This window comes from Pseudomonas arvensis (assembly GCF_056688935.1).
In genome coordinates, this window is record NZ_CP162038.1 from 2,299,162 (window position 1) to 2,322,720 (window position 23,559).

General features: G+C 62.5%; 20 protein-coding genes. 12 read left to right on the forward strand and 8 right to left on the reverse strand.

Translation table 11 applies throughout. The features are described from left to right. The first annotated feature begins 91 nt into the window (after window positions 1–91). Window positions 92–1,183 carry an NADH:flavin oxidoreductase/NADH oxidase gene (locus tag AB3G88_RS10660; protein ID WP_099584586.1) on the forward strand — a complete coding sequence of 364 codons (1,092 nt, stop codon included), beginning with the start codon at window positions 92–94 and terminating at the stop codon, window positions 1,181–1,183. 190 nt (window positions 1,184–1,373) lie between these two features. Continuing rightward, window positions 1,374–3,491, forward strand: a complete 2,118-nt coding sequence (locus AB3G88_RS10665) for a TonB-dependent siderophore receptor (RefSeq protein ID WP_112194760.1) — start codon at window positions 1,374–1,376, stop codon at window positions 3,489–3,491. Between the two features lie 124 nt (window positions 3,492–3,615). On the opposite strand, the gene AB3G88_RS10670 is transcribed toward AB3G88_RS10665, so the two are convergent. Further along, entirely contained in the window at window positions 3,616–4,338 is a 723-nt protein-coding gene (locus AB3G88_RS10670; protein ID WP_099584588.1) for a FadR/GntR family transcriptional regulator, read from the reverse strand. A 48-nt stretch (window positions 4,339–4,386) separates the two neighbouring features. Next, window positions 4,387–6,123, reverse strand: a complete 1,737-nt coding sequence (locus AB3G88_RS10675) for an IlvD/Edd family dehydratase (protein ID WP_191959873.1) — start codon at window positions 6,121–6,123, stop codon at window positions 4,387–4,389. Window positions 6,124–6,314: 191 nt separating this feature from the next. Between AB3G88_RS10675 and AB3G88_RS10680 the strand changes: the two genes are divergently transcribed. Genes AB3G88_RS10680 through araH form a run of 7 tightly spaced genes read left to right on the forward strand, consistent with a single transcriptional unit; the run spans window position 6,315 to window position 14,615 of the window. After that, window positions 6,315–7,637 carry an MFS transporter gene (locus AB3G88_RS10680; protein ID WP_480453943.1) on the forward strand — a complete coding sequence of 441 codons (1,323 nt, stop codon included), beginning with the start codon at window positions 6,315–6,317 and terminating at the stop codon, window positions 7,635–7,637. Window positions 7,638–7,652: 15 nt separating this feature from the next. Continuing rightward, window positions 7,653–8,642: an AraD1 family protein gene (araD1, locus tag AB3G88_RS10685; RefSeq protein WP_099584591.1), complete on the forward strand. Its 990-nt coding sequence runs from the start codon at window positions 7,653–7,655 to the stop codon at window positions 8,640–8,642. Window positions 8,643–8,652: 10 nt separating this feature from the next. Continuing rightward, window positions 8,653–10,233 (forward strand): aldehyde dehydrogenase (NADP(+)), encoded by a 1,581-nt coding sequence (locus AB3G88_RS10690; protein WP_112194762.1) that lies wholly within the window; start codon window positions 8,653–8,655, stop codon window positions 10,231–10,233. 16 nt (window positions 10,234–10,249) lie between these two features. Beyond that, on the forward strand, window positions 10,250–11,113 hold the full coding sequence (locus AB3G88_RS10695; RefSeq protein WP_480453945.1) for an SMP-30/gluconolactonase/LRE family protein: 864 nt from the start codon (window positions 10,250–10,252) through the stop codon (window positions 11,111–11,113). Between the two features lie 38 nt (window positions 11,114–11,151). Then, window positions 11,152–12,138, forward strand: a complete 987-nt coding sequence (locus tag AB3G88_RS10700) for a substrate-binding domain-containing protein (protein WP_480453947.1) — start codon at window positions 11,152–11,154, stop codon at window positions 12,136–12,138. Further along, window positions 12,135–13,637, forward strand: coding sequence for an L-arabinose ABC transporter ATP-binding protein AraG (gene araG, locus AB3G88_RS10705; protein WP_480453949.1), 1,503 nt, complete (start codon window positions 12,135–12,137; stop codon window positions 13,635–13,637). The genes AB3G88_RS10700 and araG overlap by 4 nt, the downstream gene beginning before the upstream one ends. 9 nt (window positions 13,638–13,646) lie before the next feature. Next, window positions 13,647–14,615, forward strand: coding sequence for an L-arabinose ABC transporter permease AraH (gene araH / locus AB3G88_RS10710; protein ID WP_112194770.1), 969 nt, complete (start codon window positions 13,647–13,649; stop codon window positions 14,613–14,615). A gap of 114 nt (window positions 14,616–14,729) precedes the next feature. Here araH and AB3G88_RS10715 read toward each other — a convergent pair whose 3' ends face one another. After that, window positions 14,730–15,878, reverse strand: a complete 1,149-nt coding sequence (locus AB3G88_RS10715; protein WP_480453951.1) for an aldose epimerase family protein — start codon at window positions 15,876–15,878, stop codon at window positions 14,730–14,732. Window positions 15,879–16,015: 137 nt separating this feature from the next. On the opposite strand from AB3G88_RS10715, the gene AB3G88_RS10720 reads away from it, so the two are divergent. Then, window positions 16,016–16,783, forward strand: coding sequence for an SDR family NAD(P)-dependent oxidoreductase (locus tag AB3G88_RS10720; RefSeq protein WP_112194774.1), 768 nt, complete (start codon window positions 16,016–16,018; stop codon window positions 16,781–16,783). 76 nt (window positions 16,784–16,859) lie between these two features. On the opposite strand, the gene AB3G88_RS10725 is transcribed toward AB3G88_RS10720, so the two are convergent. Next, the gene (locus tag AB3G88_RS10725; RefSeq protein ID WP_158878785.1) at window positions 16,860–17,456 is read right to left on the reverse strand and encodes a glutathione S-transferase family protein; all 597 of its coding nucleotides are present in this window, start codon (window positions 17,454–17,456) and stop codon (window positions 16,860–16,862) included. Window positions 17,457–17,545: 89 nt separating this feature from the next. Then, the gene (locus AB3G88_RS10730) at window positions 17,546–18,508 is read right to left on the reverse strand and encodes an AraC family transcriptional regulator (RefSeq protein ID WP_099586435.1); all 963 of its coding nucleotides are present in this window, start codon (window positions 18,506–18,508) and stop codon (window positions 17,546–17,548) included. A gap of 100 nt (window positions 18,509–18,608) precedes the next feature. Between AB3G88_RS10730 and AB3G88_RS10735 the strand changes: the two genes are divergently transcribed. Together AB3G88_RS10735 and yghU are read left to right on the forward strand one after the other, a co-directional pair. Beyond that, window positions 18,609–19,844 (forward strand): MFS transporter, encoded by a 1,236-nt coding sequence (locus AB3G88_RS10735; RefSeq protein WP_480453954.1) that lies wholly within the window; start codon window positions 18,609–18,611, stop codon window positions 19,842–19,844. A gap of 44 nt (window positions 19,845–19,888) precedes the next feature. Further along, the gene (gene yghU, locus AB3G88_RS10740; RefSeq protein WP_480453956.1) at window positions 19,889–20,716 is read left to right on the forward strand and encodes a glutathione-dependent disulfide-bond oxidoreductase; all 828 of its coding nucleotides are present in this window, start codon (window positions 19,889–19,891) and stop codon (window positions 20,714–20,716) included. Window positions 20,717–20,777: 61 nt separating this feature from the next. Here yghU and AB3G88_RS10745 read toward each other — a convergent pair whose 3' ends face one another. The 3 genes from AB3G88_RS10745 to AB3G88_RS10755 are packed head-to-tail and all read right to left on the reverse strand — an operon-like array spanning window position 20,778 to window position 23,504. Next, window positions 20,778–21,704 (reverse strand): sugar ABC transporter substrate-binding protein, encoded by a 927-nt coding sequence (locus tag AB3G88_RS10745; RefSeq protein ID WP_099586407.1) that lies wholly within the window; start codon window positions 21,702–21,704, stop codon window positions 20,778–20,780. A 19-nt stretch (window positions 21,705–21,723) separates the two neighbouring features. Further along, window positions 21,724–22,503 (reverse strand): TIM barrel protein, encoded by a 780-nt coding sequence (locus AB3G88_RS10750; RefSeq protein ID WP_112194782.1) that lies wholly within the window; start codon window positions 22,501–22,503, stop codon window positions 21,724–21,726. Continuing rightward, entirely contained in the window at window positions 22,500–23,504 is a 1,005-nt protein-coding gene (locus tag AB3G88_RS10755; protein WP_480453957.1) for a Gfo/Idh/MocA family oxidoreductase, read from the reverse strand. Before AB3G88_RS10755 ends, AB3G88_RS10750 begins: the two co-directional genes overlap by 4 nt. Window positions 23,505–23,559 lie beyond the last annotated feature (55 nt).

A 23,559-nucleotide genomic window follows, 5' to 3' on the forward strand; every position in this document is an offset into this window, starting at 1 on the left:
GGGGACGGATGATAACAGGGGGGTATCGCTGAATACCATTGTTCGATTACCATCGAACTATCGAATCACTCACTTGCTGCTGGAGTTTTCCATGTCCGCTCTGTTCGAACCGTTCAAACTCAAAGACGTGACCCTGCGTAACCGCATCGCCATCCCACCGATGTGCCAATACATGGCCGACGACGGCATCGTCAACGATTGGCATCACGTGCATCTGGCCGGCATGGCCCGTGGCGGCGCCGGTTTGCTGGTGGTCGAGGCCACTGCCGTTGCGCCGGAAGGCCGAATCACACCAGGCTGCGCCGGTATCTGGAGCGATGCCCACGCCCAGGCGTTCGTGCCGATGGTCCAGGCCATCAAGGCCGCAGGTTCGGTGCCCGGCATCCAAATTGCCCATGCCGGTCGTAAAGCCAGCGCCAACCGTCCGTGGGAAGGGGATGACCATATTTCGTCCGCCGACGACCGCAGCTGGGAAACCATTGCGCCCTCGGCCATCGCTTTTGGTGCGAACCTGCCCAACGTACCGCGTGCCATGACCCTGGAAGACATCGCTCGGGTTAAACAGGACTTCGTCGACGCCGCCCGCCGTGCCCGTGACGCCGGTTTCGAGTGGATCGAACTGCACTTCGCCCACGGTTACCTGGCCCAGAGCTTCTTCTCCGAGCATTCCAACCAGCGCACTGACGCCTACGGTGGCAGCTTCGACAACCGCAGCCGCTTCCTCCTGGAAACCCTGGCCGCCGTACGCGAAGTCTGGCCGGAAAACCTGCCATTGACCGCGCGTTTCGGCGTGATCGAATACGACGGCCGTGACGAGCAGACCCTCACCGAATCCATCGAACTGGCACGTAACTTCAAGGCCGGTGGCCTGGACCTGCTGAGCGTCAGCGTCGGTTTCACCATCCCCGACACCAACATCCCGTGGGGCCCGGCCTTTATGGGCCCGATTGCCGAACGCGTACGGCGTGAAGCCGGTATTCCGGTGACGTCGGCGTGGGGGTTTGGTACGCCGCAACTGGCAGAAGGCGCGTTGCAGGCGGGGCATCTGGACTTGGTCTCGGTGGGTCGTGCGCACCTGGCCGACCCGCATTGGGCGTACTTTGCGGCCAAGGAGCTGGGCGTGGACAAGTCCTCCTGGACCTTGCCGGCGCCTTACGCGCATTGGTTGGAGCGGTATCGCTGAGGCGAGCCACGCAGTGCAGGGAGCCACTCAATCGAGTGGCTTTTCTTTATCTTGATTTTGATACAAAGCTGATACGCAAAAAATAACGAATGAGAATAGATGTCAAACGAGAATGCGATGGTATAGCATGCCCCGCGAATTCTTGGCAGGTTTGCCGTCCCATCTGGCTCATTCACTAGGTCCAACACCCATGCGTCGTACCCTGATTTCAATCTGCGTGTTGCAGGCGTTTTCCCCCTTCACCTGGGCGGATGTCGCGCCTACCGAGCAAACCAGCCTGGAGTTGCAAGCGACCAATGTGACCGGTACGGCCGACTATGAAACCGCTCAGGGACCGGTCAAGGGCTACCACGCCACACGCTCAGCCAGTGCAACGCGCACGGATACCTCGATTCATGAAACGCCGCAGTCCATCAGCGTAGTGTCCAAGGATGTAGTCGAGGATATCGGCGCTACCCGCCTGCAAGACGCCCTCGACTATGCCGGCGGCGTCGGCCGTGCCAACAATTTTGGCGGCCAGGGCCTGACCACCTTCACCGTGCGCGGCTTCACCACCGGCGAGTTCTACCGCAACGGTTTCCCGATCAACCGTGGCTACCCGAACATGCCGGACGCCAACACCATCGAACGCCTCGAAGTACTGCGCGGCCCAGCGACCATGCTCTACGGCCGTGGCGACCCAGGCGGAACCTTCAACGTGGTGTCCAAGCAACCGCTGCCCGAGCGTACCGTGACCCTCGGCAGCCAGTTGAATGACCAAGGCATGAAACGCGGCACCCTGGACGCCTCCGGCCCGCTGGATGAAGAAGGTCGCCTGGCCTATCGCCTGAACGTGGTGGGCGAGGGCGGCGACACCTTCCGTGACCATGTGGAAACCGAACGCTACGGCGTGACGCCGGTGATCACCTGGCAAGCTACCGATGAGACGAAGGTGATCTTTGAAGGTGACTTCATGCGTAACAATCATCCGTTGGATCGTGGTTTGACGCGTTTTTCCACGCAGAAAGGCACCGCGTCCCGCGATACCTTCTGGGGTGATAAAGACGTCGGCAAGTTGCACAACGACAACAACATGGCCCAGCTGCGTTTCGAGCACATCCTCAACGAAGACTGGACCCTGGGCGGTGGTTTTCAGTGGTTGGACGGCACGCTTCAAGGCAACGCCATCGAGGCCAACAGCCTGGCCGCCGACGGCCATACCCTCAACCGCAACTTCAACTACCGCAAGTTGGAGTGGACCGACAAGGACACCCAGCTCAACCTTACCGGTCATTTCTCCACGGGTGGTTTCGAGCACACCTTGCTGACCGGCGTGGAATTCGAGGACTACGACTACAAGTCGATCATCCAGCGTTCCGCCGCCGCCTACACCAGCGATATCTTCAACCCGGTCTACGGCAAGCCGCGTCCTGCCTTGGTCAACACGCCGACGAACGATAAAGAAAACCTCAAGACCTACGCCGCCTTCGTCCAGGACCAGGTCGCCCTGACCGAGCGCTTGAAGGTGCTGGCGGGCGCCCGTTTCGAGCGGTTTGAGCACAAGTACGAGACGTACGTCGCCAATACCAAGAGCTGGGAGGCCAGCGATAACGCAGTGACGCCACGTGTCGGCTTGATCTACGACCTCACTGACTCCCTCGCCGTGTACGCGGATGCCGCGCGTTCATTCAAGCCGAATACGGGCGCCACTCGGACCGGTGAAGGCTTTGAGCCGGAGAAGGGCAAGTCTTATGAAATGGGCATCAAGTGGGAAGCGCTGGATCGCCAGTTGAGCATCGACGCTGCGGTTTACCAGATCGATAAAAAGAATGTCCTGACTACCGATCCGCTGGATACCAACTCCAGGGTCGCCGCCGGCCAGGTCCGCAGTCGCGGTTTTGACTTGAACGTCGCCGGCAATCTCACCCCCGAGTGGCGCGTAATTGGCGGCTACGCCTACGTGGACGCCGAAGTCACCAAGGACAACACCCTGCGCGCCGGCACCCACCTCGCCAACATCCCGCGCAACAGCTTCAGCCTGCTAAACGTGTATGAATTCCAAGATGGCAGCCTCAAGGGGCTGGGACTGGGAGCAGGTGCGAAATACGTGGATGAGCGCGTCGGCCAGACCTCCAACACGCCGTTCACGATGGACGCCTACACCGTGGTCGACCTGCTCGGCTACTACAAGGTCAACGAGAAAGTCCGGCTCAACCTGGACGTGAAGAACCTGTTCAACCGTGACTTTGAAGAAGGCGCATTCGGTAATTTCTACGCCTACCCAGGCGCTCCGCGTACAGTCCAGGTCGGCATCGCCTACACCCTCTAACGGCCTGTACAGCTCCAATGTGGGAGGGGGCTTGCCCCCGATAGCGGTGGATCAGTCAAAGCAATATTGACTGATCTATTGCCATCGGGGGCAAGCCCCCTCCCACATTTGCTTTCACCAGGCTCTAGAGCGGCGTGAGCACATTCATCACCGTATCCAACGCCACCCGCGTGTCATCCAGCTGCACCAGCGACGCATGCCGTGCGCCCAGCGCGTCACGGTTCTGGATCGCGGTGAGGATCGCCTTGTGCCGGGGCAGGCTCAGGCCCTGGATGTCCGGGCGGCGGTTGGTGATATTGATCGACTCGCGCAACGGCAACGACAGCATGTTGCACATATACGCCAGCAGGTCGTTGCGCGTGGCGTCGGCAATGGCGCGGTGGAAGTCCAGGTCGGCCTGCAACAGGTCCTCGTGGGTCTTCGCGGTTTCCATGCCGGTGTAGGCTTTTTCGATAGTGGCGATGTCTTCATCGGTCGCCGTCGTGGCGGCCATGGCGGCGATTTCCGGTTCGAGGATGCGCCGCACCCCGGCCAGGGTATTGAAGAATTCACTGTGGGGCGTGGACTGCATCAACCATGACAACACATCCGGGTCCAGCAGGTGCCACTTCAGCCGAGGCCTCACCACCGCGCCCACCCGTGGCTTGGAATACACCAGGCCCTTGGCGCTGAGCACCCGGGTTGCCTCGCGCAGCACCGAGCGGCTGACCTTGTACTCCTCGCAGAGCGTGGCCTCCATGGGCAGTCTTTCTTCGGGCTTGAAGCGGCCGGAAACGATGTGCATGCCCAAGTCCTGAACGATCTGGGCATGCATGCTCTTGCGCGGCTTGGGCGGCTGGTGATCCATAACGACGGGAAGGCTCTGGCTTAAAGACGCGGCATCATAGCATCCCAATTAGTGGGAATGACGGGGGACTTCCGCCCCACGGCAACCCACCAGAAAGTCAAAGTCGCAGCCCTGGTCCGCCTGCAACACATGGTCGATGTACAGCTGGCGGTAGCCGCCGACGATCAGGTTTTGCGGTGGCTTGAGGTCGGCCATGCGCGCCGCCAGCTCTGCGTCGGGGATGTCCAGGTGCAAACGGCCGTTGGCGCAGTCCAGTTCGATCCAGTCACCTTCCTTCACCGTGGCCAACGGCCCGCCCGCGGCCGCTTCCGGCGCGACGTGCAACACCACCGTGCCATACGCCGTGCCGCTCATGCGCGCATCGGAAATACGCACCATATCGGTCACACCCTGGGCCAGCAGCTTGGCCGGCAAGCCCATGTTGCCGACTTCGGCCATGCCCGGATAACCCTTGGGACCGCAGTTTTTCATGACCAGGATCGAGTTGGCGTCCACATCCAGCTCGGGGTCGTTGATGCGCGCCTTGTACATGTCGAAGTTCTCGAACACCACCGCACGGCCGCGATGCTGCATCAGCTCCGGGCTGGCGGCCGATGGCTTGAGTACCGCCCCCAATGGCGCCAGGTTGCCGCGCAGCACGCAGATGCCGCCGTCGGCGCGGATCGGGTTGTCCAGTGTGCGGATCACTTCGTCCTGGCCGTAGATCGGCGAGTCCTTGGTGTTTTCGCCGAGCGACTTGCCGTTGACGGTCAACGCGTTCGGGTGCGGGATCAGGTTGGCTTCGCCCAGGCGACGCAGTACGGCGGGCAGGCCACCGGCATAGTAGAACTCTTCCATCAGGAAGCGGCCCGACGGCTGCAGGTCGACGATGGTCGGCATGCCACGGCCGATGCGGGTCCAGTCGTCCAGATCGAGCTCGACGCCGATGCGCCCGGCGATGGCTTTGAGGTGGATCACGGCGTTGGTCGAGCCGCCGATGGCGGCGTTCACGCGGATCGCGTTTTCAAAGGCTTCTTTAGTGAGGATCTTCGACAGCTTCAAGTCTTCGCGCACCATCTCTACGGCGCGCATGCCGGACATATGCGCCAGCACATAACGCCGCGCATCCACCGCCGGAATCGCCGCGTTGTGCGGTAGCGAGGTACCCAATGCCTCGGCCATGCAGGCCATGGTCGACGCGGTGCCCATGGTGTTGCAGGTGCCCGCCGAACGCGACATGCCGCCCTCGGCCGCAAGGAAATCATCCAGGGTAATGGTGCCGGCCTTCACTTGTTCACTGAGCTGCCACACCACGGTGCCCGAGCCTATGTCCTGGCCCTTGTGCTTGCCATTGAGCATCGGCCCGCCGGTGACCACGATGGCCGGCACGTCGCAACTGGCGGCGCCCATCAGCAGGGCGGGGGTGGTCTTGTCGCAGCCGGTCAGCAGCACCACGCCGTCGATGGGGTTGCCGCGAATGGCTTCCTCCACGTCCATGCTCGCCAGGTTGCGCGTCAGCATGGCAGTGGGGCGCAGGTTGGATTCGCCGTTGGAGAACACCGGGAACTCCACCGGGAAGCCGCCGGCCTCGATCACGCCGCGTTTGACGTGCTCGGCGATCTGGCGAAAGTGCGCGTTGCACGGGGTCAGCTCCGACCAGGTGTTGCAGATACCGATGATCGGCTTGCCATGGAACTGATGGTCGGCAATGCCCTGGTTCTTCATCCAGCTGCGGTACATGAAGCCGTTCTTGTCGGCGGTACCAAACCACTGGGCGGAGCGTAGGCCGGGCTTTTTATCAGACATGATCGATTCTCTTATTGTATGACTATATGTTCTCTCTGCGGCTAAACATAAGCGCAAAATGTTCGCTTTGGAAGAGTTGTTTTGCAAATAGTCCTACTATATAGTCTGGCTTAACTGAGGTATGACCCTGGCGGATGTTCCGCGAGAGGCATCCCCGATTCCTATAAGAACAACAATCGGAGATCGACCCCATGAGCGAGGAATTGCGGCTTATCCGGCGCATCACGCTGAAACTGATTCCCTTCCTGATCCTGCTCTACCTGATTGCCTACGTGGACCGCTCCGCCGTGGGCTTTGCCAAGTTGCACATGGGCGCCGACGTCGGTATCGGTGATGCAGCCTATGGCCTGGGCGCGGGGTTGTTCTTCATCGGCTACTTCCTGTTCGAGATCCCCAGCAACCTGATGCTCGACCGCTTCGGCGCCCGGCGCTGGTTCGCGCGGATCATGATCACCTGGGGCGCCATCACCATTGGCATGGCGTTCGTGCAGGGGCCGCACAGCTTCTATGTGATGCGCTTTCTGCTCGGTGCGGCCGAAGCCGGGTTCTTCCCAGGCGTGCTGTACTACATCACCCAGTGGTTCCCGGTGCGCCATCGCGGCAAGATCCTCGGGCTGTTCATCCTGTCCCAACCCATCGCGATGATGATCACCGGCCCGGTGTCCGGCGGCTTGCTGGGCATGGACGGCATCCTCGGCCTGCACGGCTGGCAGTGGCTGTTTATCGTGATCGGCACCCCGGCGATCCTGCTGACCTGGCCGGTGCTGCGTTACCTGCCGGATGGTCCCAGGCAGGTCAAGTGGATGACCGACGCCGAAAAAACCTGGTTGACCGACGAACTCAACAAAGACCGGCAAGCCTACGGCCAGACCCGCCATGGCAACCCCTTGCATGCGCTCAAGGACAAACGCGTGTTGCTGCTGGCGCTGTTCTACCTGCCGGTGACCCTGAGCATCTACGGCCTGGGCCTGTGGCTGCCGACGCTGATCAAACAGTTCGGCGGCAGCGACCTCACCACCGGCTTCATCTCGGCCGTGCCGTACATCTTCGGCATCATTGGCCTGCTGATCATCCCGCGCAGTTCCGACCGCTTGAATGACCGTTACGGCCACCTCGCCGTGCTGTATGTGCTGGGCGCCATCGGCCTGTTCTGCAGCGCCTGGCTGAGTGTGCCGGTGCTGCAAATGGCGGCGCTGTGCCTGGCGGCATTTGCGATGTTCTCGTGCACGGCGGTGTTCTGGACCTTGCCGGGGCGCTTCTTCGCCGGCGCCAGTGCGGCGGCTGGCATCGCGTTGATCAACTCGGTGGGCAACCTCGGCGGCTATATCGGCCCGTTCGTGATCGGCGCACTCAAGGAATACACCGGCAACCTGGCCTCGGGCTTGTACTTCCTGTCCGGGGTGATGCTGTTCGGGCTGCTGCTGACCGGCGTGGTCTATCGCCTGCTGGAGCGCAAGCATGTGCTGCCCGCCGACCAGTTCGCCGCCAGCGCCCGTGGCGCCACACGTACTTAATCTAGGAGAACCTTCATGCGTTTAGTGCAGTTCGAACTCAATAATGGCGAGCGCCGCGTTGGCGTGGTGGAAGGCAAGCAACTGCGTGAAGTGCGCAGCGCCCACAGCGTGCGCGAACTGGCGCTGGCCGCCATCGAAGCGGGCGTCAAGCTGCAGCAGCAGGTCGACAGCCTCGGCCTGGGCGACAGCCACGACTACGCAGCCTTGCTGGCCGAACAAAAAATCCTGCCGCCCCTGGACCACCCCGATCCGGCCCACATGCTGATCAGTGGCACCGGCCTGACCCACCTGGGCAGCGCCGCGGCGCGGGACAAAATGCACCAGGGCGGTGACGACAGCGCCTTGACCGACACCATGCGCATCTTCAAATGGGGCGTGGAGGGCGGCAAACCCGCCGCCGGCCAGGCGGGTGTGCAGCCTGAATGGTTCTACAAAGGCGACGGTAGCATCGTGGTGCGCCCAGGCCAGGCCTTCCCGGTGCCGCCATTTGCCGAAGATGCCGGTGAGGAGCCGGAAATCGGCGGCCTCTACGTGATCGGCCACGACGGCAAGCCCTATCGCCTGGGCTTCGCGGTGGGCAATGAGTTCTCCGACCACGTAATGGAGCGCAAGAACTACCTGTATCTGGCCCATTCCAAACTGCGCAGTTGCAGCTACGGTCCGGAGCTGCGCGTCGGCGAACTGCCCCAGCACCTGGCCGGCACCAGCCGCATCCTGCGTAACGGTGAGGAAATCTGGCGGAACGAATTCCTCAGTGGCGAGGCCAATATGTGCCACAGCCTGGAAAACCTCGAATACCACCACTTCAAGTACAGCCAGTTCCTCAAGCCGGGCGACGTGCACATTCACTTCTTCGGCACCGCCACCTTGTCATTCGCCGACGGTATACGTACCCAACCGGGGGATGTGTTCGAGATCAGCCAGGCTGAGTTCGGCGCGCCGTTGATCAACAGTGTCGGCAGCGTCGATGCGGTGTTCGAACCCGGCAATGTCATCACCCTTTAAGGAGCGCAACATGACCCAGTTTCTCGGCCACAACTTCATCGGCGGCCAGCGTAGCGCCAACGGCAGCGTTACGCTGCAAAGCGTCGACGCCAGCACCGGCGAAGCCTTGCCCCAGGCGTTCTACCAGGCCACCGCGCAGGAAGTCGACGCCGCCGCTCAGGCCGCCGCGCAGGCTTACCCGGCGTACCGTGCATTGAGCGCCGCACGTCGTGCACAATTTCTGGATGCGATCGCTGACGAGCTGGATGCGCTGAGCGATAACTTCGTTGAGCTGGTCTGCCGTGAAACCGCCTTGCCAGCGGCCCGCATCAAGGGCGAGCGCGGACGTACCAGCGGCCAGATGCGCCTGTTCGCAACCGTGTTGCGTCGCGGCGACTTCTACGGTGCGCGCATCGACAAAGCCCTGCCGGATCGCCAACCACTGCCGCGTCCGGACCTGCGTCAATACCGCATCGGCCTCGGCCCGGTGGCGGTGTTTGGCGCGAGCAATTTCCCTCTGGCATTCTCCACGGCAGGCGGCGATACCGCCGCCGCGCTGGCCGCCGGTTGCCCGGTGGTGTTCAAGGCGCACAGCGGGCATATGGCGACGGCTGAACAGGTCGCCAATGCAATCATCCGCGCCGCTGAAGCGACCGAGATGCCGGCCGGTGTGTTCAACATGATCTTTGGCGGCGGCGTCGGCGAAGCGCTGGTCAAGCACCCGGCGATCCAGGCCGTGGGGTTCACCGGTTCCCTCAAAGGTGGCCGCGCCCTCTGCGATATGGCGGCGGCGCGCCCGCAACCGATCCCGGTGTTTGCCGAGATGTCGAGCATCAACCCGGTGATCGTGTTGCCCCAGGCCTTGCAGGCGCGGGCCGAGACCGTTGCCCGTGACCTCACCGCGTCGGTGGTGCAGGGCTGTGGCCAGTTCTGCACCAACCCTGGCCTGGTGATCGGCATTGCCTCGCCGGCATTCACTGCGTTCACCCAGCAGGTGGCGCACTTGATCGGCGAGCAACCGGCGCAAACCATGCTCAACGCCGGTACCTTGAGCAGCTACGGCAAGGGCCTGGAAAAACTCCTCTCGCACCCTGGCATTCAACATCTGGCAGGCAGCACCCAGGCGGGCAATCAGGCGCAACCGCAGCTGTTCAAGGCCGATGTGCGCCTGTTGCTCGATGGCGATGACGTGCTGCAAGAAGAAGTTTTCGGCCCCACCACGGTGTTTATCGAAGTGGCGGACCAGGCCCAACTCAGCGCCGCGCTGCATGGCCTGCATGGTCAACTCACCGCCACGATCATTGGCGAGCCGGCGGACTTTCAGCAGTTCGCCGAACTCACGCCGCTGCTGGAACAGAAAGTCGGGCGCATCCTGCTCAACGGCTACCCGACCGGCGTGGAAGTCTGCGATTCGATGGTGCATGGCGGCCCGTACCCGGCCACGTCCGATGCCCGTGGCACCTCGGTCGGCACCTTGGCCATCGATCGTTTCCTGCGTCCGGTGTGCTTCCAGAACTACCCTGATAGCCTGCTGCCCGATGCGTTGAAAAACGCTAACCCGTTGCGTATCCAGCGCCTGGTGGATGGCACGCCATCGCGCGATTCGCTGTAAGGAACCCGGAGGTTTCATGTCGTGTAAGGCCGTCACTGCACACCGTGCGCAATTGGGCGAAGGCCCGTTCTGGGACGCGCCCACCCAGGCGCTGTATTGGGTCAATATCGCCGGCAAACAGGCGTTGCGCCTGATGGACGGGCGGTTGCAGGTCTGGCAATTGCCCGAGCACGTCTCGGCCTTTATCCCGTGTGAAAGCGGCGACGCCCTGGTGACCTTGAGCAGCGGCGTCTACCGCCTGGACCTGGTCACCGAAGCCCTGACCCTGCTGTGCGTGGCCGACCCGCAACCGGGCAACCGTGGCAATGAAGCGCGCTGCGATGCCCAGGGGCGGCTGTGGCTGGGCACCATGCAGAACAACATCGGCGAACACGGCGAAGACCTGCCGATCACACGGCGTTCCGGTGGCCTGTATCGCATCGACGCCGATGGGCAGGTCACGCCGTTGCTGAGCGGCCTGGGCATTCCCAACACCTTGCTCTGGAACGAGGAGGGCAGCCGGGTGCACTTTGGCGACAGCATGGATGGAACGTTGTACCACTATGCGATCCAGCCCGACGGCCAACTCGAACCGGCACAGGTCTGGTTCGGCCCGCACACACGGGGCGGTCCGGATGGCTCGGCGATGGATGCCGAAGGCTATGTCTGGAATGCCCGTTGGGACGGCAGTTGTCTGTTGCGTCTGACGCCCGATGGCGAGGTGGATCGCATCATCGAACTGCCCGTCAGCCGGCCCACCAGTTGCGTATTCGGTGGGCCCGATCTCACCACGCTGTACATCACCAGTGCCGCCAGTCCATTGGATCACCCCCTGGACGGTGCGGTGCTGGCTATTGAAGTGGATATTCCTGGCAAACCTTGCCATCGCTTTGCCGGTTAAACCCCAAGACTCAAAAACAACAACAAGAGGTGTCGTTCATGAAAAAAGTCCTACGCGTCCTTGCCGCCGCCGTTGCGTTAAGCAGCCTCAGCAGCATCGCCTCAGCCGAAGAAGTAAAGATCGGCTTCCTGGTCAAACAAGCCGAAGAACCCTGGTTCCAGACCGAATGGGCCTTCGCCGAAAAAGCCGGTAAGGACCACGGTTTTACCGTGATCAAGATCGCCGTGCCCGATGGCGAAAAAACCCTCTCTGCCATCGACAGCCTGGCCGCCAACGGCGCCAAGGGCTTTGTGATCTGCCCGCCGGACGTGTCGCTTGGCCCGGCCATCGTGGCCAAGGCCAAGCTCAATGGCTTGAAAGTCATGGCCGTGGATGACCGCTTTGTCGACGCCAAGGGCAATTTCATGGAGGACGTGCCGTACCTGGGCATGGCCGCGTTTGAAGTGGGCCAGAAACAGGGCGCCGCCATGGCCGCCGAAGCGAAAAAACGTGGCTGGGACTGGAAAGACACCTACGCGGTGATCAACACCTTCAATGAACTCGACACCGGCAAAAAACGCACCGACGGCTCGATCAAATCCCTCGAAGAAGCCGGCATCCCGAAAGACCGTATCCTCACCGCCGCGCTGAAAACCCTCGACGTGCCCGGCAGCATGGACGCCACCAACTCGGCGCTGGTCAAGCTGCCCAGCGGCGCGAAAAACCTGATCATCGGCGGCATGAACGACAACACCGTGCTCGGCGGCGTGCGCGCCACGGAAAGCGCCGGCTTCAAGGCGGCCAACGTGATCGGCATCGGCATCAATGGCACCGACGCCATCGGCGAACTGAAAAAGGCCGACAGCGGCTTCTTCGGCTCGATGCTGCCAAGCCCGCATATCGAGGGCTACAACACCGCGCGGATGATGTACGAGTGGGTCACCAAAGGTACCGAGCCACCGAAGTACACCGCGATGGATGAAGTGACCCTGATCACCCGCGCCAACTTCCAGGAAGAACTGACCAAGATCGGGCTGTGGAAATGAGTACGGCGGCCCTGCGGTTCGAGGGGATCGGCAAGACCTTTCCCGGGGTCAAGGCGCTGGACGGCATCAGCTTCAGCGCCCAGCCGGGGCAGGTGCATGCGTTGATGGGCGAGAACGGCGCGGGTAAGTCGACGCTGCTGAAAATTCTCGGCGGCGCTTACATCCCAAGCACCGGCACCGTGCAAATCGGCGAGCAGACCATGGCGTTCAAATGCGCGGCGGACAGCATCGCCAGCGGTGTCGCGGTGATCCATCAGGAGCTGCACCTGGTGCCGGAAATGAGCGTCGCCGAGAACCTGTTCCTCGGCCATCTGCCGTCGCGCTTCGGCGTGGTCAATCGGGGCCTGCTGCGCAAGCAGGCCCTGGCTTGCCTCAAAGGCCTGGCGGATGAAATCGATCCTGAAGAAAAGCTCGGGCGGCTGTCCCTGGGCCAACGCCAACTGGTGGAAATCGCCAAGGCGTTGTCCCGTGGCGCCCATGTGATTGCCTTCGATGAACCCACCAGCAGCCTGTCGGCGCGGGAGATCGACCGCTTGATGGCGATCATCACGCGCCTGCGCGATGAGGGCAAAGTGGTGCTCTACGTGTCGCACCGCATGGAAGAAGTGTTCCGCATTTGCAACGCGGTGACGGTGTTCAAGGACGGCCGTTACGTGCGCACCTTTGACGACATGAGCGCGTTGACTCACGACCAGTTGGTGACCTGCATGGTCGGCCGCGACATTCAGGACATCTACGACTACCGCCCGCGTGAGCAGGGCGAGGTCGCGCTCAAGGTCGATGGTTTGCTCGGCCCCGGCCTGCGTGAACCGATCAGTTTTGACGTGCGCAAAGGCGAAATTCTCGGCCTGTTCGGCTTGGTCGGGGCAGGGCGCACGGAGCTGTTCCGCTTGCTCAGCGGCCTGGAGCGTTCAAGTGCCGGCAGCCTTGAATTGTGTGGGGAGGCGTTGCAATTGCGCTCCCCGCGCGACGCCATCGCCGCCGGTGTTCTGCTGTGTCCCGAGGACCGCAAGAAGGAGGGCATCATTCCGCTTTCCAGCGTCGCCGAGAACATCAACATCAGCGCCCGTGGCGCCCATTCCTCGTTTGGCTGGTTGCTGCGCGAGACCTGGGAAAAGGGCAACGCCGACCAGCAAATCAAGGCGATGAAAGTCAAGACGCCGGACGCGCAACAGAAAATCATGTACCTGTCCGGCGGCAATCAGCAGAAGGCCATTCTGGGCCGCTGGCTGTCGATGCCGATGAAGGTGCTGCTGCTGGATGAACCGACGCGGGGCATCGACATTGGCGCCAAGTCGGAGATTTACCAGATCATCCACAACCTCGCGGCCAGCGGCATTGCGGTGATTGTGGTGTCCAGCGACCTGATGGAAGTGATGGGGATTTCCGATCGCATCCTGGTGCTGTGCGAAGGCGCCCTGCGCGGTGAACAAACCCGTGAACACGCCACCGAATCCAACCTGCTGCAGCTGGCCCTGCCGCGCCGCGTGACGAACTGAGAGACGACCATGACCACTCAAAACAACGCGTTGCCAACCGCACGCAAACCCCTCGATATGCGCGCACTGCTCGACAACTGGGCGATGCTGTTGGCGGCGGTGGGCATCTTTGTGCTGTGCGCCTTGCTGATCGACAACTTCCTCTCGCCGCTGAACATGCGCGGCCTGGGCCTGGCGATTTCCACCGTCGGCATCGCCGCCTGCACCATGCTGTTCTGCCTGGCGTCGGGGCACTTTGACTTGTCGGTGGGCTCGGTGATTGCCTGCGCCGGTGTGGTCGCAGCTATCGTCATGCGCGACACCGAGAGCGTGATGCTCGGCATCGGCGCCGCATTGCTGATGGGCCTGATCGTCGGGCTGATCAACGGCATCGTCATCGCCAAGCTGCGGGTCAACGCGCTGATCACCACCTTGGCGACCATGCAGATCGTGCGCGGCCTGGCCTACATCTTTGCCGACGGCAAGGCGGTCGGCGTGTCCCAGGAGCAGTTCTTCGTGTTCGGCAACGGCCAGTTGTTCGGCGTGCCGGTGCCGATCCTGATCACCATCGTGTGCTTCGTGTTTTTCGGTTGGCTGCTCAACTACACCACCTACGGGCGCAACACCATGGCCATCGGCGGCAACCCGGAAGCGGCGCTATTGGCCGGGGTGAACGTTGACCGCACCAAGATCCTGATCTTCGCCGTCCACGGCTTGATCGGCGCACTGGCCGGGGTAATCCTCGCCTCGCGCATGACCTCGGGCCAGCCCATGATCGGCCAGGGTTTTGAACTGACGGTGATCTCGGCATGCGTACTGGGCGGGGTGTCGTTGAGCGGCGGGATCGGCATGATCCGGCATGTGATTGCGGGGGTGCTGATTTTGGCGATCATCGAAAACGCGATGAACCTGAAGAACATCGACACGTTTTACCAGTACGTAATTCGCGGCTCGATCCTGCTGCTGGCCGTCGTCATCGACCGCATGAAACAACGCTGATTCCTCGCCATGTGAAGGCTAATGTGGGAGGGGGCTTGCCCCCGATGAGGGTGGGTCAGTTGATAAATCAGTGACTGACCCACCGCTATCGGGGGCAAGCCCCCTCCCACAGTTTTAATCGGCGGAGAATTTGAACACGGTGTTTTGGGTATAGGTTTGCCCTGGATTCAGGCGAGTTGAAGCAAACTTCGGCTGGTTAGGCGCATCCGGATAATGCTGCGTCTCCAAGGTAAACCCGCTCCAGTGCAGGTAAGTCTTGCCGCCTTTACCCTTCACCGAGCCATCCAGGAAGTTGCTGGTATAGAACTGCACCCCAGGCTCGCTGGTGTACAGCTGCAAACGCCGGCCCGACTCAGGGTCATGCACCTCGGCGGCAAGCTTTTTGACGTCGCCCTGGGTATCGAGCGCCCAGTTGAAGTCAAACCCGCCTTGCTTGGGCTCGGCAAACTTGAGCTGCGGATGATCGGCTTTGATGTGCTGGCCGATCGGCGTCGGTTTCAGGAAGTCCATCGGGGTGCCTTTGACCGGCGCCAGCTCGCCCGTCGGGATCAACGTGGCATTCACCGGCGTGTAATGGCTGGCATGCAAGGTAGCGACTTGCTTGAGGATGTCGCCGTTGCCCGCGCCGGCCAGGTTGAAGTAGCTGTGGTTGGTCAGGTTGAGCACCGTGGGTTTGTCAGTGGTGGCGGTGTAGTCGATGAGCAGTTCGTTGTTGTCGTTGAGTCGGTAGGTGACTTCGGTCTTCAGGTTGCCGGGGAAACCCATTTCACCGTCCTTGGACAGGTAGCTCAGCTTCACGCCGACCGAGCCCTTGTCCTTGACCGACTCGGCCTTCCACACCTGCTTGTCAAAACCCTGGGCGCCGCCGTGCAGCGAGTTGGGGCCATCGTTGAGCGGTACCTGGTAGCGCTTGCCGTCGAGTTCAAAGGCGCCGCCCGCCAGGCGGTTGCCGAAGCGCCCGATGGTCGCGCCAAAAAACGCCGTGCCGGCCTGGTAGCCCTGCACGTCGTCGAAGCCGAGCACGACGTCGTCGACCTTGCCGTTTTTATCCGGCACTTTGAGCGACTGCAACACGCCGCCGTAGGTGATGACCGTGGCTTGCATGCCATGGCTGTTGCGCAGGATGTACTGTTCGACGGGTGTACCGTCGTTGGTCTTGCCGAAGGCTTTGTGCTCGCTGGACAGCCCTGCCGCCTGGGCGCCGCCACTGGCAACCAGCAGGGACAGGGCGAGGCCCGAGAGCAGGTATCGAGGGTGCTTCATGGTCGAACTTCCTTTTGTTGTTTTGAGTGGAATAGTTCTACTAATAGCGATATTTTGTCGGTGTGACAGCGAATTTATAGCCTTTAACGCCGATTTCGTAAAATAAAATAAGACTAATTGATCGAGGCAACCGTTATATGAGTACTGCACAGGCTGTTTATCCCGACCTTGAAGGCAAAACCGTGCTGGTGTCTGGCGGTGCCTCGGGCATCGGCGAGTTCATGGTGCGGGCCTTTGCCGCGCAGGGTGCCAAGGTCGGCTTTGTGGACCGTGCACAAAGCCAGGGCGAACGCCTGGCGGCGTTGCTGAGTTCAGCGGGGCATACCGTGGAGTTCGTGTGCTGCGACATCACCGATGAGATTGCCTACAAGGCCGCCATCGAGCGTTTCGAGCATTCATTGGGGCCGATCACCGTGCTGGTGAACAACGCCGCCAATGACGTGCGCCACACCCTGGAAGAAGTGGACTCGGACACCTTCGACAAGCTGATCTCGGTCAACCTCAAGCACGCCTTCTTTGCGGCCAAGGCGGTGGTGCCGATGATGAAAGCGGCCGGTGGCGGCGCGATCATCAACCTGGGCTCGGTCGGCTGGATGATGGCCTCCGCCGGCTACCCGGTCTACGCCGCCAGCAAGGCGGCCGCCCACGGCATGACCCGAGGCTTGGCGCGCGAGCTGGGGCCTCACCGCATTCGCGTCAACACGCTGGTGCCGGGGTGGGTCATGACCGAGAAGCAATTGGCGATGTGGGTGGACGACGCGGCCAAGGAACTGATCGCCCGCAGCCAGTGCCTGCCCGGCAGCGTGATGCCGGAACACATCGCCAACATGGCGTTGTTCCTCGCCTCGGATGCCTCGGCGATGTGCTCGGCACAAAACTTTATTGTGGATGGCGGTTGGGTCTGAGCCTGACTCAGTCCTTCATGCAACCCAGGCCAGTGTGGGAGGAGGCTTGCCCCCTCCCATATGTGAACTGCGGTGCTTAGGCGATGGGGTAACGCTTGAACGCCGGATGCTGCTCCAGACGCTCGGCATGCCGTCGCAGGTTCGGGAACGCATCGGCCTTGACCACCGACGCCACGGTGAACTGGCTGAACGACCACGCGACTGCCGCCGTAATCGACGCCTGGGTCAGCAATTGGCTGTCACCCAGCTGCTTGTCCAGCAACCCATAGGCCGCGAGCAACTGGCCGGTTACGCGCTCAAGCCACGGCGCGTGCTGTTTCTCCGCCGGGCGCAGGTTGTGCTCATAGACGATCTGCACGCTCTTCTCACAGGCTGCCAGCGCCAGCCCTAGAACGTGCAAGTCCTTGGCAAGTGCCACCGGTTGCTGGGGCAGCAGTTTGCTGTCCGCCGGGGCCAGGGCTTCGAGGTACTCCAGGATCAGGCTCGAATCCATCAACACCGTGCCATCGTCCAGCACCAGGGTCGGGGCCTTGACCACCGGGTTGATCTCGGCAAATTCCGCGTAGGTGCTGAACACCGACAATGGCTCGTGCACAAACTCAATCCCATACAACTCCAGGGAAATGGCTACGCGCCTTACGTAAGGCGAATCCAGCATGCCGACCAGTTTCATGAAGCCTCCATTGCTATCAGGGTGACGAGCTCAAGAGATTAAGGGCACTCGGCCGCCCGGCGCAACGAGGATGTCTTCAAGCCCTGCGCTCATACCGCGCTCCTGAAACCCTGGCGGCTGGCGCCCGGCGGTTGCCCGGTAATGCGTTTGTAGGCGCGACTGAAGGCCGCCTGGGAGGTGTAGCCGAGGCGGTGCGCCACTTCTTCGATGGGCAGTCGCTCCAGGGTCAGCCACTGGCTGGCGAGGCGCATGCGCAGTTCGGTCACGTAACGCAACGGCGGAACCCCCAGGGTCGCCTGGAAACGATCCGCGAACACCGAGCGCGAGGTATGACAGTGCGCCGCGAGCTCGGCCACGCTCCAGTCGCGCCCCGGCTGCTGGTGCAGGGCGAGCAGGGCACCGGCCAGGCGGGTGTCGCGCAAGGCGGCCGCGAGCCCCGACGCATTGGCGCAGGCGCACTCGACCCAGCCCCGTACGATCATCGCCGCCACCACATCGGCCAGGCGCGCAAGGATGCCGGCGTAACCGACGCGGGCGCTGGAGACTTCGCGTTCCATCACCGCCAGGATCGGCATCAGGCCAGGGTAACGCTGGCCTGCGGCATCGATCAGCATCAAGGCCGGCATCAAGTTGCCGAGGCCCTGGATGCTGTCGAGTTCGAACTCCATGCAGGCACTGAACAGCAGGGTGCTGGAGGCAGCGTCGGGCGACGCATTCACCGCGCACACGGTATCGCCCAGCGGTGCGGCGTCGAAGCTGGCGATGTCCTGCACGGGGTCATCCGGTTTGGATAACAGCGCGTGGGCGCCACCGTGGGCGATAAACACCGCATTGCCGGCCGACAACTCAAAGAGGCTGCCGTCGTGCAGGCGCAGGGTCGCGCAGCCGGCGGCCAGAAAATGGAAATACGCATGGCCCGGCTTGGCCGCAAAGCTGATGCCGAACACCGGCCCGGCCTGGATGCGCCGGTACTGCACGCCGCGCAGGCGCATGCTGCGCAGCAGTTCGTTGATCAGCTCGGAGGACAGGGTGAACGCATTGTCGGCTGGCATATTCGGGGTTTCGGTCAAGAACTCAAGGGTTTGAATCATAGATCATCCTGAAGGCGGAACCTAGACTGGCCGTCACGTTAATGCCTGAGGATGTCTTGTGATGAATGATTGTGTGTCCCATGCCCCTGTTGATGACCGGGTCGAACCGACCACACCCGCGTGGATGGCGGTGTTTTCCCTGGCGATGGGCGTGTTCGGCCTGCTCACAGCGGAGTACCTGCCGGCCAGCCTGCTGACGCCGATGGCCTTGGACCTGGGTGTGTCGCAAGCGTCGGCCGGGCAGGCGGTCACGGTCACGGCGGTGGTGGCGTTGTTCGCCGGTTTGCTGGTGCCTGGCCTGACGCGCGGCATCGACCGGCGCCTGGTGCTGTTGGGGTTCTCCACGCTGATGATTGCCTCCAACCTGCTGGTGGCGTTCTCGTCCAGCCTCCTGGTGCTGTTGTTGATGCGCATCCTGCTGGGCATTGCCCTCGGCGGTTTCTGGAGCATGGCGGCGGCCGTGGCGATGCGCCTGGTACCGGCGGCGTTGCTTCCCCGTGCGCTGTCGATCATCTTCAGCGGCATTGCGGTGGGTACCGTCGTCGCGGTGCCGTTGGGCAGCTACCTGGGTGACCTGTACGGCTGGCGCAGTGCATTTGTGGCTGCGGCCGCCGTCGGCGCGGTGACCCTGGCGTTCCAGCTGTTCACCCTGCCGCGCCTGGCACCCAGCGGCACCGCACGCCTGCGCACCGTGCTGGATGTACTGCTGCGCCCCGGCATTGCCATCGGTATGTTCGGCTGCGTGTTGGTGCACACCGGGCACTTCGCGCTGTTTACCTACATTCGCCCGTTTCTGGAAAGCACCACCGGGGTCGGCACACAAGGGCTGGCGTTGATGCTGCTGGGGTTTGGCGCGGCGAATTTTGTCGGCACACTGTTGGCCGGATGGTTGCTGGTGCGCAACCCCCGGGGAACCCTGGTGTTGATGCCGGTCCTGGTGGGCGTCGCTGCGTTGGCCCTGGTGATGCTGCCCGCGTCACTGCCGGGTCAGGCATTGCTCCTGGCGCTGTGGGGCATGGCCTTCGGCGGTGTGCCGGTGGCGTGGTCCAACTGGGTGGCCCGTGCGGTGCCGGATCAGGCCGAAAGTGCCGGTGGCATGGTGGTCGCTTCGGTGCAGTCGGCAATCGCGGCGGGTGCGGCGGGCGGTGGCGCGATGTTCAGTGCCACCGGCATCGATGGGGTGTTTATAGGCGCGGGTTGCTTGATGCTGTTGGCGGCATTGTTGATCGCCCTGCGAGTGCAGGTGCCCCGGCACGCTGCGGCGGGGAGTGTGACGCACCACCCGTCTTTGGTTTAGTCTGAAACGCTTCGTTGATCGCAAACGCTTCTGGAGTCGTAAGCATGACCGAGTATGTACCCCCGAAAGTCTGGACCTGGGACACCGAAAGCGGCGGCACCTTCGCCAGCATCAACCGGCCCATCGCCGGTGCTACCCACGACAAACAATTGCCCATCGGCAAGCACCCGTTGCAGCTGTATTCCCTGGCCACGCCCAATGGGCAGAAGGTCACGATCCTGCTCGAAGAGCTGCTGGCCCTGGGGCACCGCGGTGCGGAATACGACGCCTGGCTGATCAAGATCGGCGACGGCGACCAGTTCGGCAGCGGCTTTGTCGGGGTCAACCCGAACTCCAAGATCCCGGCCTTGATGGACCACAGCGGCGCCACGCCGATTCGTGTATTCGAGTCTGGCGCGATCCTGCAGTACCTGGCCGAGAAATTCGGCGCGTTCTTCCCCACCGATCCGGCGGCCCGTGCGGAGTGTTTGTCGTGGCTGTTCTGGCAGATGGGCAGCGCGCCTTACCTGGGCGGTGGCTTCGGGCATTTCTATGCGTATGCGCCGAGCAAGATGGAATACCCGATCAACCGCTTCGCCATGGAGGCCAAGCGTCAGTTGGACGTGCTGGATAAACGCCTGGCGGTCAGCGAATACATTGCCGGAGACGAATACACCATTGCCGACATCGCGATCTGGCCTTGGTATGGCGGGTTGGTCAAAGGCCGTTTGTATGGCGCGGCGCAATTTCTGTCGGTACACGAATACACGCATGTGCAGCGCTGGGCGGACGCGATTGATGCGCGGCCGGCGGTGCAGCGGGGGCGGCGGGTGAACCGGGTGTCGGGCGAGGAACAGTTGCCCGAACGCCATGACGCAAGCGACCTCGACTGATTGAGGTCCCAGTGTGGGAGGGGGCAAGCCCCTCCCACATCTGGATCTCCTTGTCTTTGATTTATTTATAGCGCTGTTCGAACACCGCCACCTGCTCAGGCTTGATCAGTTCAAACGGCACCCACACCTCCGACTCGATCGGCTCGCCCTTGATCATCTTGATCGCCGACTCCACCGCCTTTGTCGCCTGGGCCTTGGGGTCCTGGAACACCGACGCCGCCAGCATCCCGCGCTTGACCGCCGCCAGACCGTCCGGCAAACCGTCGATACCGACAATCGCCACTTCGCCCTTGGCCTTGCCCGATTGCTGCAACGCCATGGCCGCGCCAATCGCCATTTCATCGTTGTTGGCAACAATGGCATCGAACTGGGTGCCCGCCAGCAACCAGTTGCTGGTCAGGTCCATGCCTTTGCTACGTTGCCATTCCGCGCTTTGTTGCTCCACCACCTTGATCCCCGGAAAGTCCTTGAGCACCTGCTTGGCGCCCTCGGTGCGGTCGTGGGTGGCGTTCTGCGCAAGGTCGCCCATGATGATCGCCACATTGCCCTTGCCACCGAGTTTTTCCGCCAGGAAGCGCATCTGCAATTGCCCGGCCTCAATGTCGTTGGAGGCGACCGTAACCACGCCCTTGGGCAGGGTGCGTTCATCCGGGTGGCGGTTGACGTACACCAACGGCGTCTTGGCGGCCACGGCGGCGCGGGTCATGTTGGCGGTGGCGGAGGTGTCCACCGGCAGTACGATCACCGCGTCGACCTTCTGGTTAAGGAAGCCTTCGACCTGGTTGAGCTGGCGCACCACGTCGCCCTGGGCGTCTTCGAACTGGATCTGCACGCCGTGCTGCTTGGCGGCGCTGTCCAGGCCGTTGCGCACGTAGGTCATGAAGTTATCGTCGACCCTGGCAATGCTCACGCCGATTCGGTAATCGGCGAAGGACCATGGGCTGAACAGCAGTAACAGCGTGGCAACGATCAATGAATAGCGATGCATGAGGGTGTTCCTTTTATTGTTATAGGGTGAACGCTTGACGGAAACGCTCCAGGGCCAGCTCGCTGTCGCCGCTGGCCCAGCCTTCCAGGCCAACCACGCCGCTGTAGCCGATGCCATGCAAGGCCCTGGCGATGGCCGGGTAGTGGATTTCGCCGGTGCCGGGTTCTTTGCGTCCGGGCACGTCGGCCACCTGGATCTCACCGATGGCGGGGCCTGCGCGCTGGATCAGTTCGATCAGGTTTCCTTCGCCGATCTGTGCATGGTACAGGTCCAGGTTCATCTTCACGTGGGGGCTGCCCACGGCTTCGATCAGCGCCAATGTGTCCTCGGCGCGGGCGAACGGAACGCCGGGGTGATCGACTTCGGTGTTGAGGTTTTCCAGCAGGAACACACGGCCCGCGTCTTCACCCAGGCGGGCGATTTTTTCCAGGGTCTTGCAGGCGCTCAGCCACATGCGCCCGGTGGCCTGGCTCACGGGCTGCACCGGCAGGCCGCCTTCACCCAGGCCAGTACCGTGCAGGTTGAGGCTGGGGCAATTCAGGCGTTCGGCGATGCCTAAAGATTCCCGGGCGCTGTCGAGCAATTGGCGGATGCCATCGGGATCGGTGAGGGTGCCGCTGATGTAGCCGGTCATCGAGGTGAAATCGGCGCCCGTGGCGACCAGCGCGTCGATGTCCTTGTGGGTCCAATCCCAGATTTCGGCGCTGAAGCCCAGGGCGTGAATGCGTTTGACGCGCTCGACGAAGGGCAGGTCGAGGAACACCATCTCGGCACTGATCGCCAGCTTGAACGGGATCATACGGCCACCGCCTTGCCCTGTTCGAACGAGGTGATGCAGGCGCGGGCAATCGCCAGGGCCGCACGCGCGTCTTCGCCGCTGGCCAGGGGCTTGGCACCGGTGCGCAGGCAGTCGACAAAGTGGTTGAGCTCGGCGACGTAGGCGTCGCGCAGCAGGTCGGTGTCCAGGCGCTGGGTGTCGGCCTGGATACCTTGGGCCAGGTAGCGCGTCAGGTCGGATTCCTGTACGCCACCCATGGTCAGCATGCCGGCGCTGCCGAAGACTTCGCCGCGCACATCGTAGCCATACACCGCCTGGAAGTTGGCCTCGGCGGTGGCAATCGCACCGTTATCGAAGCGGATCGTGACCAAGGCGGTGTCGAGGAAGCCTTTGCTTTTGAATTGCGGGGCGATCAGCGCGTCGGCCATTACGTGGACTTCTACGGCTTCGGCACCGGGGTTGAGGTAGCGCAGGGTGTCGAAGTCGTGAATCAGGGTTTCGAGGAAGATCACCCATTGCGGCGAGTTGGCCGGGTTGTTCAGCGCCGGGTCGCGGGTCAGCGAGCGCAGCAGCTGTGGGGTGCCGATACGGCCGGCCAGCACGTCAAGGTGCGCGGTGCGAAAGCTCTTGGCGAAGCGCCGGTTGAAGCCGACCTGCAACGGCACGCGGGCATCGGCGGCGGCAGCGATGGCGCGGTCGGCCTCATCGAGGGTGATGGCCATGGGTTTTTCGCAGAAGATCCCTTTGCCGGCGCGGGCGGCGCTGATCACCAGTTCGGCATGGCTGCGGGCAGGAGCGGCGATCAGTACGCCGTCGATATCCGGGTCGTCGAGCAACTGTTGCGGGTCGGTGTAGACCTTGTCCACGCCCAACTCTGCTGCCAGGCGAGCGGCTTGACCCGGGGTCGGATCGGCGATGGCGGCCAGGCTGGCGCCGGGGATATGCCGCGCAGCAGTCAAGCCGTGGAAGCTGCCCATGCGACCAGCACCGATCAAGCCCAGGCGGATGTTCTGTGTACTCATGTGGTGACCCCTTCTTATTGTTGGCCTCAGGACGGTCCTGATGGGCAAAGGGGTA